Source organism: Flavobacterium fluviatile (assembly GCF_010645065.1).
GTDB lineage: Bacteria > Bacteroidota > Bacteroidia > Flavobacteriales > Flavobacteriaceae > Flavobacterium > Flavobacterium fluviatile.
This window is the reverse complement of sequence record NZ_JAADZW010000013.1, coordinates 46707-63137: the sequence shown is the minus strand read 5'-3', so window position 1 is coordinate 63137 and position 16431 is coordinate 46707. Positions and strand designations below refer to the sequence as shown.

Sequence of the window (16431 nt, the reverse complement as noted above, 5' to 3'; positions counted from 1 at the left end):
TTCAGCGTGTAATAATGACACAAAAAGAACAACAATAATTGGGTAAAACCCTTTGGGATATAGCAGATAATTTGCGAGGTGCGATGAATGCCGATGATTTTCGGGATTATATGCTGTCATTTCTTTTTCTTAGATATTTATCTTCTAATTATGAAGCATCTGCACAAAAAGAATTAGGGAAAGATTATCCTGATAATACTCCAAAAGACGTAATGTCTAAATTAAAGGTCAATACACCTTTAGAAATTTGGTACAAAGAAAATTCTACCGATGTCGATTTTTTTGAAAAACAAATGCGAAGAAAAGTGCATTATGTTATCAAACCACAACATCTGTGGAATAGTATTGCTGAAATGGCCCGCACTCAAAATAATGATTTGTTAGAAACACTTCAGGAAGGTTTTAAATACATTGAAAACGAATCGTTTGAAAGTGCTTTTCAGGGTTTGTTTTCTGAAATTAATTTGAATTCTGAAAAATTAGGAAAAACTCATAAAGATAGAAATGATAAACTTTGTGTTATTATTCAGAAAATATCAGAGGAAATTAAGGATTTTAGCACAGACTCCGATACTTTGGGGAGATGCTTATGAATATTTGATTGGGCAATTTGCAGCTGGTTCTGGTAAAAAAGCTGGAGAATTTTATACGCCACAACAAATATCTTCTATACTTTCGGAAATTGTTACTTTAGACAGTCAGGATCCAACAACGGGATTAAAGCCAAAACTTGAAAAAGTATTGGATTTTGCAAGTGGTTCGGGTTCGTTGTTGCTTAATGTCAGAAAGCGTATCAAAGAAAATGGAGGAAGCGTTGGCAAAATATACGGTCAGGAAAAAAACATTACGACTTATAACTTAGCTCGTATGAACATGCTTTTGCATGGCATGAAAGATACCGAGTTTGAAATATTTCACGGCGATACTTTGCTCAATCAATGGGACGAGTTAAACGAAATGAATCCGGCTAAAAAGGTTGAGTTCGATGCGATTGTGGCCAATCCGCCGTTTAGTTTGCGTTGGGAGCCAAACGAAGCTATGGCAGAAGATTTTCGTTTTAAAAGTTATGGCTTAGCACCTAAATCAGCAGCAGATTTTGCCTTTTTATTGCATGGTTTTCATTTCTTAAGCCAAAACGGAACGATGGCTATTATTTTGCCTCATGGTGTATTATTCCGTGGCGGAGCAGAAGAAAGAATTAGAACCAAATTATTAAAAGATAACAATATCGATACGGTTATTGGTTTGCCTTCTAATTTGTTTTATTCGACAGGAATTCCTGTTTGTATCATCATACTTAAAAAATGTAAAAAAGAAGATGATGTTCTTTTTATCAATGCGAGCGAACATTTTGAAAAAGGTAAACGACAAAATACATTAAGTGAAAGTCATTTCGAAAAAATTATTGATACCTATAAATACAGAAACGAACTCCCACGATATTCTCGCAGGGTATCGATGGAAGAAATTGAAAAGCAAGGATATAATTTAAATATTTCCCGTTATGTAAATACTTCTCTGGAAGAAGAAAAAATTGATTTACGACAGGTTAATTTAAAATTGAAAGCTATAAATTTAGAAATTGAAAAATTTACAAATGAGCATAATAAATTTTTAGACGAGTTGGGTTTACCAAGGATTTAATCGAATCCCTTCCTTTCTGCGAGATAAAACTCCGTAATTTCAATATTAGAGATTACGGAGTTTTTTATTTCTTGAAAAGCCCAAAAACCCCTAATCCAGCCCCGATAGAAATGATATCCTTTTGTGGCGGGGTTCGCCACAAAAGATAAAATGGATAGCGGGACTAATTGTGTTTTGAAAACGGATTTTGTGCTTCTAGAAAATATTCGCAAAATAATTACAGATATAAAAGCGTTCGTTTTTTATAGAAAGCGTCTATTTTGACAGAAGAGGAAATAAAAAATATAGAGGATAATTATGAAATAAGAATGAAATAAGATGTTTTTAAAAATGTTAACCCTATTTGCGGAATCCAGTCGTTCTGAAAGATAAACCCACACGAATTAAACTTAAAAATTGTTTGATTTTGAGATTACGATTATGTTTAGGGATTTGTATAGGAGATAAGCAAAGGATTTATTTATATGGAAATAAATTTCCTAAACAGCTCAAAACATTCCTGAATTCATTAGAAAAATTAAATGACAAGTTAAAATATCTCCCAAAAGTTTTAGACTTAAGTGATTTAGGACATCTTTCGGATACAGCTCCCGCCTCCGCAAATGTAAAATGTGTTATAAAAAGAAAACCCCAAATGATGAAAATCGTTTGGGGTTTTTATAATTGAAAGGACTATTGATTACAGCTCTAATGCTCTTTTAGCATCTCCGTTCATCAATAATTCTACCGGGTTTTCTAAAGCTTCTTTAACCGCTACTAAGAAACCAACTGACTCACGTCCGTCGATAATTCTGTGGTCGTAAGAAAGTGCTACATACATCATTGGGTGAATCTCCACTTTACCGTTTACAGCGATTGGACGCTCGATAATGTTGTGCATTCCTAAGATTCCTGACTGAGGAGGGTTGATGATTGGCGTTGATAACATACTTCCGAAAACACCACCGTTTGTAATTGTAAAAGTTCCTCCAGTCATATCGTCAACTGTAATCTGACCGTCACGGGCTCTTAAAGCCAATCTTTTGATTTCAGCTTCGATTCCACGGAAAGTTAAAAGTTCAGCATTACGAACAACAGGAACCATTAATCCTTTTGGTCCTGAAACTGCGATTGAGATGTCAGCAAAATCATAAGCAATTTTGTAATCACCGTCCATCATAGAGTTAACATCAGGATATAATTGTAAAGCTCTTGTAACTGCTTTTGTAAAGAATGACATAAATCCTAAACCAAGGCCACCATGTTTTGCTTTGAAGGCATCTTTGTATTCGTTACGAATCTGGTTGATTGGCGTCATGTTTACTTCGTTGAAAGTAGTCAGCATAGCCGTTTCATTTTTAGCTGAAACCAGTCTTTCTGCTACTTTACGACGTAACATTGATAATTTTGTACGCTCAGTTCCACGGCTTCCACCAGTTGGGGTTCCCATAGAAGGCACTGCATTTACAGCATCATCTTTAGTGATTCTTCCGCCTTTTCCAGTTCCGGAAACAGTTGCCGGAGCAATATTTTTCTCGTCTAAAATTTTTCTTGCTGCAGGAGATGGAGTTCCGGCTGCATAACTTGTTGCTGCAGGAGCCTGAACCGGAGCCGCTTTTGGAGCCTCAGCTTTTACTTCTGCTTTTGGAGCTTCAGCCTTAGGAGCCTCTGCCGCTGGTGCAGCTGCTGAACCTGCTGGTTTTGCTGCATCAGTATCAATTAAACAAACTACAGCACCTACTGCTACTGTATCACCTTCTTCCGCTTTTAGTGTAATTACACCGCTCATTTCAGCAGGCAATTCAAGAGTAGCTTTGTCTGAATCAACTTCAGCAATTGCCTGATCTTTTTCTACATAATCTCCGTCTTTTACTAACCAAGTTGCAATTTCAACTTCTTTTATTGATTCCCCTGGTGATGGGACTTTCATTTCTAAAATCATCTTGTTTTTGTTTTAAGTTTAATTTGTTTAAAGTTTCAGGTTTTGGAATAACCTGAAACTTTAAACTTGAAACAATTATTTTTAATTATCTGAATAAATTTTTATCGAATACCATTCTGATTGCATCTGCATGACGACGTTTTGCACGTGTGTAGCTTCCTGCAGCCGGAGCAGAATATGCTTTTAATGAAGCCAGTCTCCATTTTACAAGATCAAAGTTCATTAACATAAAGCTGTAAGCTCCCATGTTTTTAGGCTCTTCCTGTGCCCAAACGTAATCATCTGCTTTTGGATACCTGGAGATGATTTCTTTGATTTGCTCAGCCGGGAAAGGGAATAATTGCTCAATACGAACAACAGCAACGTTATTTCTTCCGTTGTTTTCTCTTTCAGCAACAATGTCATAGTAGAATTTACCTGTACAGAAAACTAAAGTTTTAACTTTCTTTTTATCTACAGTATTGTCATCAATAGTTTCCTGGAAGCTTCCTGTTGCTAATTCTTCAACTGAAGAAACACATCTTGGATCACGCAATAAACTTTTTGGAGAGAAAACTACTAAAGGTTTACGGAAATCCGTTTTCATTTGTCTTCTTAATAAGTGGAAGAAGTTTGCTGGCGTTGTACAATCGGCAACATACATATTATGTCTTGCGCAAAGCTGTAAGTAACGCTCCATTCTTGCAGAAGAGTGCTCAGCTCCCTGACCTTCGTATCCGTGTGGTAATAATAAAACAATACCGTTTTGGTTGTTCCATTTGTCTTCGCCACAAGAAATGTACTGGTCAATCATAATTTGGGCTCCGTTTGAGAAATCTCCAAATTGTGCTTCCCAGATTGTTAGTGCATTTGGATTTGCCAAAGCATAACCATAATCAAATCCTAAAACTCCGTATTCTGATAAAAGTGAGTTGAATACGCCAAAGTTCCCTTTTTTGTTTTCGATACTGTTCAGTAAGATTACTTCTTCTTCAGAATCTTCAACCTTAACTACCGCATGACGGTGAGAGAAAGTTCCGCGCTCCACATCCTGACCCGAAATTCGCACATCAAATCCTTCTGTTAAAAGAGAACCATAAGCCAAAGCTTCTGCTGTTCCCCAGTCCAAAGTATTGTTATCATATCCAACCTTTCTGTCAGATACAATTTTATTGATTTTATTGATGAATTTTTTATCAGAAGGTAAGGTAGAAATTGTATTGATAATAGAATCCAGTCCTTCTTTAGGGAAAGTCGTATCCACTTTTTTCAACATTACATCGTCAGAAACCTGCTGGAATCCTTTCCACTCATTTTGCATGAATGGGGTGATGATTGTCAACGCCTTTTTGCGTGAAGCTTCTAAGTTTTCTTCTAAATCTGTTTTGTATTGTTTTTCTAAAGCATTTACATAACTTGCATCAATTACGCCTTCAGACAATAATTTTTCTGCGTAAATGTCTCTTGGATTTTTATGTTTTGCAATGATTTTATATAAAACCGGCTGCGTAAAACGAGGTTCGTCACCTTCGTTGTGACCGTATTTTCTGTATCCTAATAAATCGATAAATACGTCACGTCCAAATTGCATTCTGTAATCTAATGCAAAAGATACAGCGTGTACAACAGCTTCAGCATCATCAGCATTTACGTGCAATACCGGCGAAAGTGTCACTTTTGCAACGTCTGTACAATAAGTTGATGAACGGGCATCTAAATAGTTTGTTGTAAATCCAACCTGATTGTTGATTACAATATGGATGGTACCTCCGGTTTTGTAACCGTCTAATTGTGCCATCTGAATGATTTCATAAAGCAAACCTTGTCCTGCAATTGCGGCATCTCCGTGAACGGCGATTGGTAATACTTTTGAGAAATCGTTAGGGAAATATTTGTCCTGTTTTGCTCTTGTAATTCCTTCAATTACTGCTCCAACCGTTTCCAAGTGCGAAGGGTTTGGTGCCAAATTGATATTGATGCTTTTTCCTGATCGTGTTTTTTTGTCCGCAGTAAGACCTAAGTGGTATTTTACATCACCGTCAAAATATTCCTGATCGTAATCTTTACCGTCGAATTCGCTAAAGATATCCTGAGTTGATTTTCCGAAGATGTTTGCCAAAACGTTCAGACGGCCACGGTGAGCCATTCCCATTACAAACTGCTCCACTCCTTTTTCTGCAGCCTGCTCGATCAAAGCATCTAGAGCCGGGATGATAGATTCTCCACCTTCTAATGAAAATCGTTTTTGACCTACATATTTAGTATGCAAAAAGTTTTCGAAAGAAACAGCTTCATTGAGTTTAGCAAGGATAGTTTGTTTTTCTTCTTTAGAAAAATCAGGCTGATTGTTGTTTACACCTAATTTGTCCTGAATCCATTTTACAACACCAGGATTTCTGATGTACATATATTCAACTCCAATATGCTGACAATAAATTGCTTTAAGACGTGTAATGATATCCTGCAAAGTACAAGGAGGAACCCCAATAACCTGAGCAGCATCAAAAACTGTGGAAAGATCAGCAGTTGTTAATCCGAAGTTTTCTATATCCAGAGTTGGCGATGAAGTTCTGCGATCACGAACCGGGTTTGTTTTAGTAAACAAATGACCACGCGTACGGTAGCCATCAATTAATTTTAAAACGTTGAATTCTTTTTGTAATTTTTCAGAAACTTTACTGTAATCTGTATTGTCGTTAGTAGTTACATACTCAACGATTGTCTGCACAGGATTTTCATCATTATAAGTTGTCTGTCCAAAGTCAAAGCCCTGAAAAAAACTTCTCCAGCTAGGCTCAACGCTGTCTGGGTTTACTAAATATTGATCGTATAATTGTGCAAAAAACTCGGTATGCGCTGCATTTAAAAATGAAAACCTATCCATAATATTTGAGTGAATATACTTTTTGTTATATAGAACGGCAAAAGTACAACAATCGATATTATTTAAATGATTTTTTTACGTACTTTTACGTAAAAATTTGTTAAAAATAGCCTAAACTATGAAGAAAATTCATCTTTCAATCGTTTTCAAATCATTTTTTGTGATTTTGACACTGTTATTGTCAAGTTCGTCTATTGCCCAACAACAAAACTATACTATTGACAACACCCCGGGTTTTTGGGACAAGGTGCAATTTGGAGGCGGATTAGGTCTCGGATTTGGTTCAGGTTATACCGATATTTCGGTCATGCCGAGTGCTATTTATAATGTGAACGAAATTGTTTCGGTTGGTGTTGGCTTGCAGTTTGGCTATCTGTCATCAAAAAACCAATATGAATCTTTTGTTTATGGAGGAAGCCTTATTGGATTTGTAAATCCAATTCCTCAAGTTCAATTATCTGCCGAACTGGAGCAGGTAAGAGTAAACAGAGATTTTGATGAAACACCTCTCTATCCATCTTATTCAGATAATTTTTGGAATACGGCCTTATATCTGGGCGCAGGCTACCGAACCGGAAACGTTACTATTGGGGCACGATATGATGTACTGTTTGACGAAGATAAAAGTTTGTACGGCTCTGGTTTTATGCCTTTTGTGAGGGTGTATTTTTAGTTTTTGAAGGCGCTAAGGTTCTAAGATACTAAGTTTCTAAGTTATTTAAAACGTGAAGATTTGAAAAAATACATCTTTATAATTACAGTTATAATCATTTCAAGTTGTAATAATTATAAAAAGACGGATTCTGAAAACCAAAAAACAGTCAAAAAAGAATTAAGACCTTTTTTTGATTCGGATGAAATTGAACATTTTTATTTAAATTTTTCTGATGATGATTTTTATAAACTTATAAGAAAAGATAATAAAACTGAAAAAGAACTTGAATTCAGTGATTTATTTGTTGGGTATTATCCAGATAATATTCCAGAAGATTTTGAGAAAATTTTACTGAAGCACAATTATAAAAAATCAAAATTAAACATTAAACAACAGAAAAGGATTGAATCTGTATTTAGTGAAAAAGATTTACCAATTCCTGATGCAGCTGCATGTATTGCAGAATATAGGGATATTTTTATTTTTAAAAAGAGGGGAAGAATAATTGGCATTTCAAAAATTTGCTTTAAATGCAATCGATTCCAGATTATAGGAAGTAAAATAGATGTAAGTATATTTGGTTTTCCCGATGAATTAGATAAACTAAAAAAAATCGTAAGACCTGAAAATTATAGTATTCTGGTAACTGAATAATTTATTTGTAGAAATTTCGAAACCAAATTTTCTGCCATTCTCTCTTCAAAATCAAAAAAGAAACTTGTTCGGCCAGAATAACCAAATCTGATCCGTCGAGTTGTTTAATTTCGTTTTCCGGAACATCAATTATGTAGAGCAAATTCAGATATTCAGCAAATTTGTACTGAATCATTCGGTAGATTTTTTCGTGAAGCTGAATCTTTAATTCCTCCGGAGTGATGCTCAGCGGAAAATCAATTCCTTCGTTTGCCAGATTAAAATCTTTATTGAGCTGCTCAATCAAGTTCAGGTATAAAGAATCTTTTTGAGCTTCTTCAAACAACAAATCGGTATTTAACGGCGAAACATACATAGGTTTTTTTAATTACAAAATTCAATGGCAATGGCAAAAGTCAATGGCAATTTTAAAATCAATTCAATAACAATTTAATATTGGTTAACTATCTTTTTTGATTTCCAATAATCTACAATTTTAGACAAAAGTACGTCCCCGCCTGCGTAGAAAAACACAGCTCCCATTGGCGGATTGGCAGCCGGAATTAAACCGAAAGTTTTGGGAATCCATTTCCAGCATTGAAAATAGGTTCCGGCAAGTTCAATAAATATAACACAAAGGGCTATGAAATAATATAAATTCTGCCATTTTTTTCTCTTTAAAACCCAAAAGAAAAGCAGTCCGAAAATCAGTGAAAAAACATCTTTCAGAAGGATTCCGACAGATAAAAATAATAAAGCAAATCCAACTGCAAAATATTTCCTTAGGGGCACATCATTTTTAACCGCCCATTCTGTATGCGCAAAAACATAACCCGAAGCATATACAATCGCATGACCAAATGGCACATACAACGGAATAACCGTTGTCCTGTAATTATACATTCCGAGTAAAGTACAAAAAATCACTTCTCCAATATAAGACAAAAAAACCATTACAAACATGAGTTTCCTTAGATAAGAACCGGAAACCCAAAAGAAAAAAGAAAAATAAAGTATCGCTAAAACATTTGTGATTTGTCTGCCGTCAAAATAATATTCATTAAATGCAATACTGTCAATTCCTAAAGCAAAAAGGGTGAAAAAGGGAAAACATACCGCAAAAATCAACTGCATTCTCGCATTACTATTTCTGTCGGTAAAAAAAAGATTATTTACTGTGGCGTCCATAATTTGAGTATTAAACCTTTCTGCCCATTAGATTTACACCAAAAGTCTTCAGGATCTTTTTCTTTTCTGTGTTGATATCCATTTTTTCAAGCGTTTCGAAAGCTCTAAAAGTGTACATTTCTATGGCTTTCTGTGTAGCCTGTGATGCACCGGATTCATTAAAAATCGTTTTGGCATTTTCTATTTTATCAGCGTTATCTTCTAACTGCAAAGTGAATAACTTTTGCAATTCCGCCGCTTTTTCAGGAGTAGAAAACTCAACCGCTTTTAAGTACAAATAGGTTTTTTTGTTTTCGATAATATCACCTCCTACTTGTTTTCCAAAAGTTTCGGGATCTCCAAAAGCATCTAAATAATCATCCTGAAGCTGAAAAGCCAATCCCAAATTAAGTCCGAAATCATAAATCAGATCAGCTTCTTTTTCAGACGTTTTTGCTACAATTGCCCCCATTTTCATGGCCGCAGCAACTAAAACAGCCGTTTTGTATTCAATCATTTTCAGGTATTCAGGAATGATAACATCTGTACGGGTCTCAAAATCAACATCCCATTGCTGACCCTCACAAACTTCAAGAGCCGTTTTGCTGAACAGCTTTGCTAAATCCCTAAAAACTTCCGGTTCGTATTGTTCAAAATACTGATATGCCAGAATAAGCATCGCATCTCCGGAAAGGATTCCTGTGTTCAGGTTCCATTTTTCATGAACCGTAACCTGTCCCCTTCTTAAAGGCGCATCATCCATAATATCATCATGAACTAAGGAGAAATTATGAAAAACTTCTACTGCCATTGCTGCCGGAAGCGCTGTTTTATAATTTGCATCAAAAACTTCTGCAGCCATTAAAGTTAGTACCGGACGCATCCGTTTGCCGCCAAGTCCTAAAATATATTCAATAGGTTCATAAAGATTTTTAGGCTCCTTACTTATTTTTTGGCTTTTTAGATAATCAATGAAAAAATCCTGGTACTGGCTAATATTGTGCATAAAATGAAAATCTGATTAACGAGGCCCAAAGATACAATTCAAAATATGAATTTATGTATCAGAAATAAAAATCTAAATTATTATTTAAAATTAACGTCAAACAAAAAACACCTCCAAAATCTGGAGGTGTTAGAAGTCAAAACTTATTTTATAACAACCTGATGATCTTCGATGTTACCGTTGACATCAATTTTAAGAATGTAAATTCCTTTTTCAAGCTTACTAACATCGAGGCTTGCTGAATTATTTATAACGGATACATGTGTTTTCGGCTGCCCATTCATATCATAAAGAATAGCTGAAATTTTTGCTGTTTTTAAAAGAATCAAATTCTCATCAGACAAGGAAATATTCAAAATGCTAATCGCAGGATTTGGATAAACAGTGTAAACATTAGCAGATTTTGACGAAGTCTCTGTTTCTAATTTAGCCAAAGCAAATTGACTATTACAAGGTTTAAGTACTACAATTAAGCCATAATTCGTAGATGGAATTGTACTACAGGCTCCTGTTGTTGATATAGAAAAACCGAAAACAGGATTAGGACCCGATGGAATTTTGTTTAAAGGTATCTTAAAGAGAAAGCGTGTAGGAGTGAGTTGGGTATAAGTAACACCAGGATTAACAATTCCGGTCATAAAATTTCCAAAAGTATAGGTGTAATTCACAGAGGTGTCAGAGTTTATAACATCTATAGCGACATAATGATGAGTAGGATCACAATGTTCTGTATATGCCGTAGATTTTTGCGGACTAAAATTAAAGGGCTTTTGACCAACGTTTACAGTTCTGATCGGGGTGGATATACCATTAACAACTGCCTTTACCGTACCCGTTTGATATACACCCTGAGCTAAATTACCCTGAACTAATATTTGAGGAGTATTACTTGTAGAAGGAGGCAAGGTACTGCTTACAATAAGATTTGAAGATGTAGTCCATGTAATTGTTGAACCTGCGGGAGGAGTTGGCGTAATACCCACAAAAGTTTGTGACGGTGCATTACAAACATTATTCCCTCCATAAAGCTCATATGGAGACAAAACCTTCATAGCTTTTAATGCATTTATTCTTCCATAACCAACTTCATTATTCCAGGTTCCGTTAAGCTGCCCAGAAACATTTGCTGTATAACTGTAACTTGTAATTTTATCAGTCGAGCTTTCTAAAATTTGTCTTGCCTGAGCACTGGTTAAGTTTGGATTTAAAGAAAGAATTAAAGCCATAACACCAGCTGCATTAGGACAAGCAGAAGATGTACCATTAAATGTTGACATATAATCCCCATTGGTATCAAACCCAAAATATCCTTGTATATCTGTCGTAGCTATCTTAACACCCGGAGCCACAATATCAAGATTTGTTCCATAATTTGAACCCCAATTATTCTCACCATCACAAGAAGCGGGTGATTTTCTCTGGTCACACTGACTGGTTGCCCCTACTGCAATTACATTTGGTAAACTTGCCGGATAACTTACTTCCCCGTTACCATTTCCAGTTGCAAAAAGCACTATACACCCCTTACCATTGCGACCATTACTCACTGCATAATTAATTGCATTTGTTAAATTATTTGAAGGACTCGATAATCCCCAAGAACAACTTAATATATCAGCTTCACCAAAAGTGCTTGCCCAATTAATCCCAAGTGCAGCATCGTCAGCATCAATGTTGCCTGCCTCGCTAATTCTTACCGGAATTATTTTTGAATTATATGCTACTCCAACGGTTCCAATATTATTTGACACTGCACCAATTATACCTGCACAAGCAGTTCCATGAGCACTTATCTGGCCATTATATACATATCCCCCTCCTGCAGCATTGTAAACTGCATCAAAGCCAGGAAGTAAATTCGCCTGTAAATCCGGGTGTGTCAAATCTACACCAATATCAAGTACGGCAACTTTTACTCCATCACCGTTGGAGTAGGCCCAAGCTTCTTCAACATCCATATCTGCATCTATTGTACCTCCCAGATAACCATTGTTGCTTATAGACCATTGTGATGCATATAAAGGGTCTATTGTTTGAAAAGATTCCAGACTTATAAAATTTGGCTCCACAAAATCTATTCTTTCATCATTTGCTAATGAACTTACCAATTCAAATATTTTAAAGGTATCATAGTTCTTTATTTTTACTTTATATTGATTTTTTACATATTCGTTCTTTGTTGCGCTATATTCTATCCCTTTTAATATCCTGGAGAGCTGATCCGCTGATTTTGTTTTAATTATAATTTCACCTCTGCATATTTGTTTAGCACCATTTGAATATATAAGAACGGGCTCTGTTTTAATACCTCCTTTTCTAATCTCGCTTATTTTAGAAGCATATTCGGTTTCTTTTGATTCTATAATTTTAAAATTCCTGCCTTTAATGATTATTTTTTCTGTAGACTTCATTTTTTGCAAAGTATTTTCTTCTACAGCAATCATTTTCTGAGAAACTTCAAAATCAATCTTCCCCAGGTTATTACTATAGCCTGCTCTTTTTTGAGCAATCATGGTTAGTGAGCAAAACATTAATAGAAATAGATACTTTTCTTTCATTTTTATAATTTTTATGGTTAAATAGTAATCTAAAAATAAATGTAAAGCCATTAATTTTGTAGTATTATTTTAACAAAAAGCAATACTATACAAACACAATCAACTACTTATAAAATAAGTTATAATATCGTGTTAAAACTAAAAATCATATTTTATCCCAAAAAATCAATACACATTTTACTCATTTGAATCTCTTAAATTTACTTTAAAAAAACATGGAAACTTTTTTGGTGTTTTGAGCTTCCTTCTTATATTTGCAATCGGAAACCCTAAACACTTTTAAAGTTTCCATTGTGGTTTGAGTAATTTATAAACTCAATAAAATCAAAGATTTATGAAGACAACATGGACAGTAGATTCCAGCCAGTCAGATGTTCTAATAAAAATGAGACATTCGATAATTGCCTATTTGGGAGGAAACACAAACAAATTTAATGGCTATGTAAAGATAGAGGACAATGAAATTGAAGATGCTTCTGTTGAATTTTCTTTAGACATAAACAACAAAAATGACAGTTTCCAACAAATCGATTCGCACTTACAGTTAAATGATTTGTTTAATGTAAACGAGCATCCGATTATCAGTTTTAAATCGACTTCTTTTCAAAAGGTGAATAATAATATTAATTTTTTTAAAGGTGATTTGACTATAAAAGATGTAACAAGGGTTGTTGAACTAGATGCAGAGTTTATTGGTGAAAACACTTATAACGGCGAGAAAAAAGTAGCTTTTGAAATCAAGGGAGATATAAAACGCCAGGATTTTGGACTAGACTACAACTCATATAATCACAACGGGGGCTTAGCTTTAGGAAAAGATATCAAACTTATTGCCAATTTAGAGTTCAGCATATAAATCTTACTTAATGAATAAGTTAATGTAAAATTATTACAAATATATCGGAAACTTTTTTCTTAACTTTAGTTTCCTGATTATATTTGTGATACAATTGAAAATCAAAATGAAAGAGAAAATTATATCGAAAGCAAGTGATTTGTTTTTAAAACTGGGGTTTAAAAGCGTTACAATGGATGATATTGCGGGAGAGATGTGTATTTCGAAAAAAACAATCTACAAATACTTTTGCAATAAGGAAGTTTTAGTAGAAGAAAGTACGGCAATGGTTCACAAACAGGTTCATGATTTAATTGACACCATTGTCGCCAAAGACTATAATTCGATTCAGGAAAATTTTGAAATCCGGGAGATGTTTCGTGATATGTTCAAAAATAACAGTGATACCTCTCCTATTTATCAGTTAAAAAAGCATTATCCCGAAATTTATAAGAATGTTCTAACAAAAGAAATTAATCAGTGTACTCAATATTTTAGGGCAAATATTGAAAAAGGGATCCGGGAGGGATTTTACCGTGAGGATCTGAACATTGATATCTATGTGAAATTTTATTATACTTTAATCTTTCATATTAATGAAAATACAATTTCGGAAAGGGAAGCCCAGGAAATAGAATTAGAAGCTTTGGAATACCATACCAGAGCCATGGCTACCGAAAAAGGAATACAGGAACTAGAAAAACAATTAAAAAAAATTACCCAATAAAATCGTCAATCTATAAATATATGAAAAGAATAATTTTTATTTTTTTGTGTACAATTGGTTTATCAGCCAACGCACAAATTACCACTTTAACCCTGAAGGAAGCTGTGAATTATGCACTTCAAAATAAAGCTGATGCGAAAAAATCCAAGCTTCAGGTTGAAAACAGCGAATATCAGATTCAGGAAATACGTTCAAGAGCATTGCCTCAAATTAGCGCAAACGGAAACTTAACATACAATCCCATTTTACAGACTCAGGTTATTGACGGAGCAGGATTTAATCAGCCAGGCACTACTATCCAGGCTGTTTTTGGCCAAAAATGGACTTCTGTTGCGGGAGTTACTTTAACACAGGCCATATTTGACCAGTCTGTCTTTACCGGACTAAAAGCTGCAAAATCGACACGTGAATTTTATCAAATAAACGATCAGTTAACTGAAGAACAGGTTATCGAAAGAGTGGCAAACAATTATTATTCTGTTTACGTTCAACAGGAGAGACTGACTTTGCTTGACAGTAATTATGTAAATAGTGCAAAGGTACGCGATATTGTTCAGGGACAATTTGACAACGGACTGGCTAAAAAAATCGACCTTGACCGTATCATTGTAAAACTTTCGAACATCGATACTGAGCGTCAGCAAATTAAAAATCAGATTGAATTACAGGAAAATGCTTTGAAGTTTTATATGGGAATGCCGATTGAAACAGTAATCCAGTTGCCAAAAGAAGAATTTGAAGTGGCTCCTGCTGCATTAACAGAAGAGCCAAATATTGAAAACAGAACGGAGTATCAGCTTTTGAAAAAACAGGAAGAGCTTTTGGTATTCAATAAAAAAGCAATTGAAGCAGGATATTACCCAACACTTTCATTAACTGCCGGATATAATTATTTAGGTCAGGGACCTGAAATGCCCTGGTTTGCAAAACCTAAAGACGGTGTGTACTGGTCTGATTACTCTGCCATCGGATTAAACCTCAATATACCTATTTTTACTGGTTTCGGAACCCGTGCCAAAGTAAGACAGGCTGATGTTGAAATCAGATCTTTGCAGGAGGACATCAAAGATACCAAGCTTTCTCTTGATTTAGAATACAGAAATGCCATAGCTCAGATTGATAATAATCTTGTCACGATTAAAAATCAACAAGAAAATATGCGGTTAGCTAAAGAAATCCTAAGCAATACAAAAAACAATTACCTTCAGGGATTAGCATCTTTAACCGATTTATTAGATGCTGAAAACGCATCACTTGAAGCTCAGAACAATTTTACCAGAGCAGTTTTAAATTATAAAATTGCTGAAATATCTCTAATCAAATCAAAAGGACAATTAAAATCACTAATAAATAACTAAAAATGAAAAAAACATTAATATATATTATTGTAGCTGCTGTTTTGGTAGGTCTGGCAGCTTATAAAATAATTGGTAACAAAGAAAAACAGCAACAGGAAGTCGCAGAAGTTGCGAAGCAGGTAGATAAAATCAATGTAAACGTAATTGCAGTCAGTAAAGAAAATATCAATACCGATTATACGGCAAATGGTACTTTTATACCGAAACAGGAAATGAACCAGTCAGCTGATATTTCCGGTCGAATTGTTAGTGTTATGGTAAAAGAAGGCTCAAGAGTTTCTGCCGGACAAACTTTAGCTACTATCAAAAGAGATGCAATTGAGGTAGATTTAACGATAGCTCAAAATAATTTGCAAAATGCTATTGCTGATAACCAGCGCTACGAAAATGCTTATAAAACTGGCGGTGTTACCAAACAGCAATTAGACAACTCAAGATTACAACTGAAAAATGCGCAAGCTGCAATAAAATCTCAGGGAGTTAGGGTAAACGACAGCAGAATCAGAGCAGGGATCAGCGGAACCATTAATAAAAAAATGGTAGAGCCCGGAATGGTAGTTGCACCGGGTACATCTTTATTTGAAATCGTTAATATTAATTCTTTAAAACTTTCTGTATTGGTAGATGAAAGTCAGATTGGAAAACTTTCACTTGGCCAAAACGTTTCGATTAATGTAAATGTTTTGCCTGATGATACTTTTAGCGGAAAAATAACTTTCATAGCGGCAAAAAGTGACGCCTCTTTAAATTTCCCTGTAGAAATTGAAGTTCAAAATAAAGGAAATCTAAAAGCAGGTATGTATGCTACAGCTACATTTAACACTAGCAACAGTTCAGAAACTAAAGACCTGATGACTGTTCCGGCTACTGCTTTTGTTGGAGGAGTAAGTTCCGGACAATTATTTGTAGTAAACAACGATACTGCCAAATTAATTAAAGTGCAAACAGGAAAAGTGTACGGTGACAAAGTTCAAATTTTAAGCGGATTGGACGAAGGAGATAAAGTCGTGACTTCCGGACAAATTAATCTTGAAAACGGTTCTAAAATCAACATCATAAAGTAA

15 protein-coding genes are annotated in these 16431 nt (G+C 34.9%); 9 read left to right on the top strand and 6 right to left on the bottom strand.

The annotated features are described in order from the left end of the window. The first annotated feature begins 38 nt into the window (after positions 1-38). The 3 genes from GXM17_RS21805 (at position 39) to GXM17_RS13630 (ending at position 2311) form a co-directional block, all read left to right on the top strand. Positions 39-593: a type I restriction-modification system subunit M N-terminal domain-containing protein gene (locus GXM17_RS21805; RefSeq protein ID WP_244307401.1), complete on the top strand. Its 555-nt coding sequence runs from the start codon at positions 39-41 to the stop codon at positions 591-593. Continuing rightward, positions 505-1644, top strand: coding sequence for a type I restriction-modification system subunit M (locus GXM17_RS13635; protein WP_244307400.1), 1140 nt, complete (start codon positions 505-507; stop codon positions 1642-1644). The genes GXM17_RS21805 and GXM17_RS13635 overlap by 89 nt, the downstream gene beginning before the upstream one ends. Positions 1645-2050: 406 nt before the next feature. Next, positions 2051-2311, top strand: coding sequence for a hypothetical protein (locus GXM17_RS13630; RefSeq protein ID WP_163399877.1), 261 nt, complete (start codon positions 2051-2053; stop codon positions 2309-2311). Positions 2312-2323: 12 nt separating this feature from the next. Here GXM17_RS13630 and odhB read toward each other — a convergent pair whose 3' ends face one another. Both odhB and GXM17_RS13620 read right to left on the bottom strand, forming a co-directional pair. Further along, a complete protein-coding gene (gene odhB / locus GXM17_RS13625; RefSeq protein ID WP_163399876.1) occupies positions 2324-3565 on the bottom strand; it encodes a 2-oxoglutarate dehydrogenase complex dihydrolipoyllysine-residue succinyltransferase in 1242 nt (413 codons plus the stop codon). An 85-nt stretch (positions 3566-3650) separates the two neighbouring features. Next, on the bottom strand, positions 3651-6428 hold the full coding sequence (locus GXM17_RS13620; RefSeq protein ID WP_163399875.1) for a 2-oxoglutarate dehydrogenase E1 component: 2778 nt from the start codon (positions 6426-6428) through the stop codon (positions 3651-3653). 118 nt (positions 6429-6546) lie between these two features. On the opposite strand from GXM17_RS13620, the gene GXM17_RS13615 reads away from it, so the two are divergent. After that, the gene (locus GXM17_RS13615; protein ID WP_163399874.1) at positions 6547-7101 is read left to right on the top strand and encodes a hypothetical protein; all 555 of its coding nucleotides are present in this window, start codon (positions 6547-6549) and stop codon (positions 7099-7101) included. 60 nt (positions 7102-7161) lie between these two features. Continuing rightward, positions 7162-7737 (top strand): hypothetical protein, encoded by a 576-nt coding sequence (locus tag GXM17_RS13610; RefSeq protein ID WP_163399873.1) that lies wholly within the window; start codon positions 7162-7164, stop codon positions 7735-7737. 1 nt (position 7738) lies between these two features. Here the strand turns inward: GXM17_RS13610 and GXM17_RS13605 are convergent, their stop codons facing one another. The 4 genes from GXM17_RS13605 to GXM17_RS13590 form a co-directional block, all read right to left on the bottom strand. After that, positions 7739-8092 (bottom strand): hypothetical protein, encoded by a 354-nt coding sequence (locus GXM17_RS13605; protein ID WP_163399872.1) that lies wholly within the window; start codon positions 8090-8092, stop codon positions 7739-7741. A gap of 74 nt (positions 8093-8166) precedes the next feature. Beyond that, complete coding sequence (locus GXM17_RS13600; protein WP_163399871.1) at positions 8167-8904, bottom strand: hypothetical protein; 738 nt, start codon at positions 8902-8904, stop codon at positions 8167-8169. A 10-nt stretch (positions 8905-8914) separates the two neighbouring features. Further along, entirely contained in the window at positions 8915-9889 is a 975-nt protein-coding gene (locus tag GXM17_RS13595) for a polyprenyl synthetase family protein (RefSeq protein ID WP_163399870.1), read from the bottom strand. A gap of 143 nt (positions 9890-10032) precedes the next feature. Next, positions 10033-12447, bottom strand: coding sequence for a S8 family serine peptidase (locus GXM17_RS13590; RefSeq protein WP_163399869.1), 2415 nt, complete (start codon positions 12445-12447; stop codon positions 10033-10035). Between the two features lie 334 nt (positions 12448-12781). On the opposite strand from GXM17_RS13590, the gene GXM17_RS13585 reads away from it, so the two are divergent. From GXM17_RS13585 to GXM17_RS13570, 4 genes are all read left to right on the top strand, one after another. Then, positions 12782-13303: a YceI family protein gene (locus tag GXM17_RS13585; RefSeq protein ID WP_163399868.1), complete on the top strand. Its 522-nt coding sequence runs from the start codon at positions 12782-12784 to the stop codon at positions 13301-13303. 106 nt (positions 13304-13409) lie between these two features. Continuing rightward, positions 13410-14009 (top strand): TetR/AcrR family transcriptional regulator, encoded by a 600-nt coding sequence (locus tag GXM17_RS13580; RefSeq protein ID WP_163399867.1) that lies wholly within the window; start codon positions 13410-13412, stop codon positions 14007-14009. A 20-nt stretch (positions 14010-14029) separates the two neighbouring features. Beyond that, a complete protein-coding gene (locus GXM17_RS13575; RefSeq protein ID WP_163399866.1) occupies positions 14030-15367 on the top strand; it encodes a TolC family protein in 1338 nt (445 codons plus the stop codon). Positions 15368-15369: 2 nt separating this feature from the next. Continuing rightward, on the top strand, positions 15370-16431 hold the full coding sequence (locus tag GXM17_RS13570) for an efflux RND transporter periplasmic adaptor subunit (RefSeq protein ID WP_163399865.1): 1062 nt from the start codon (positions 15370-15372) through the stop codon (positions 16429-16431).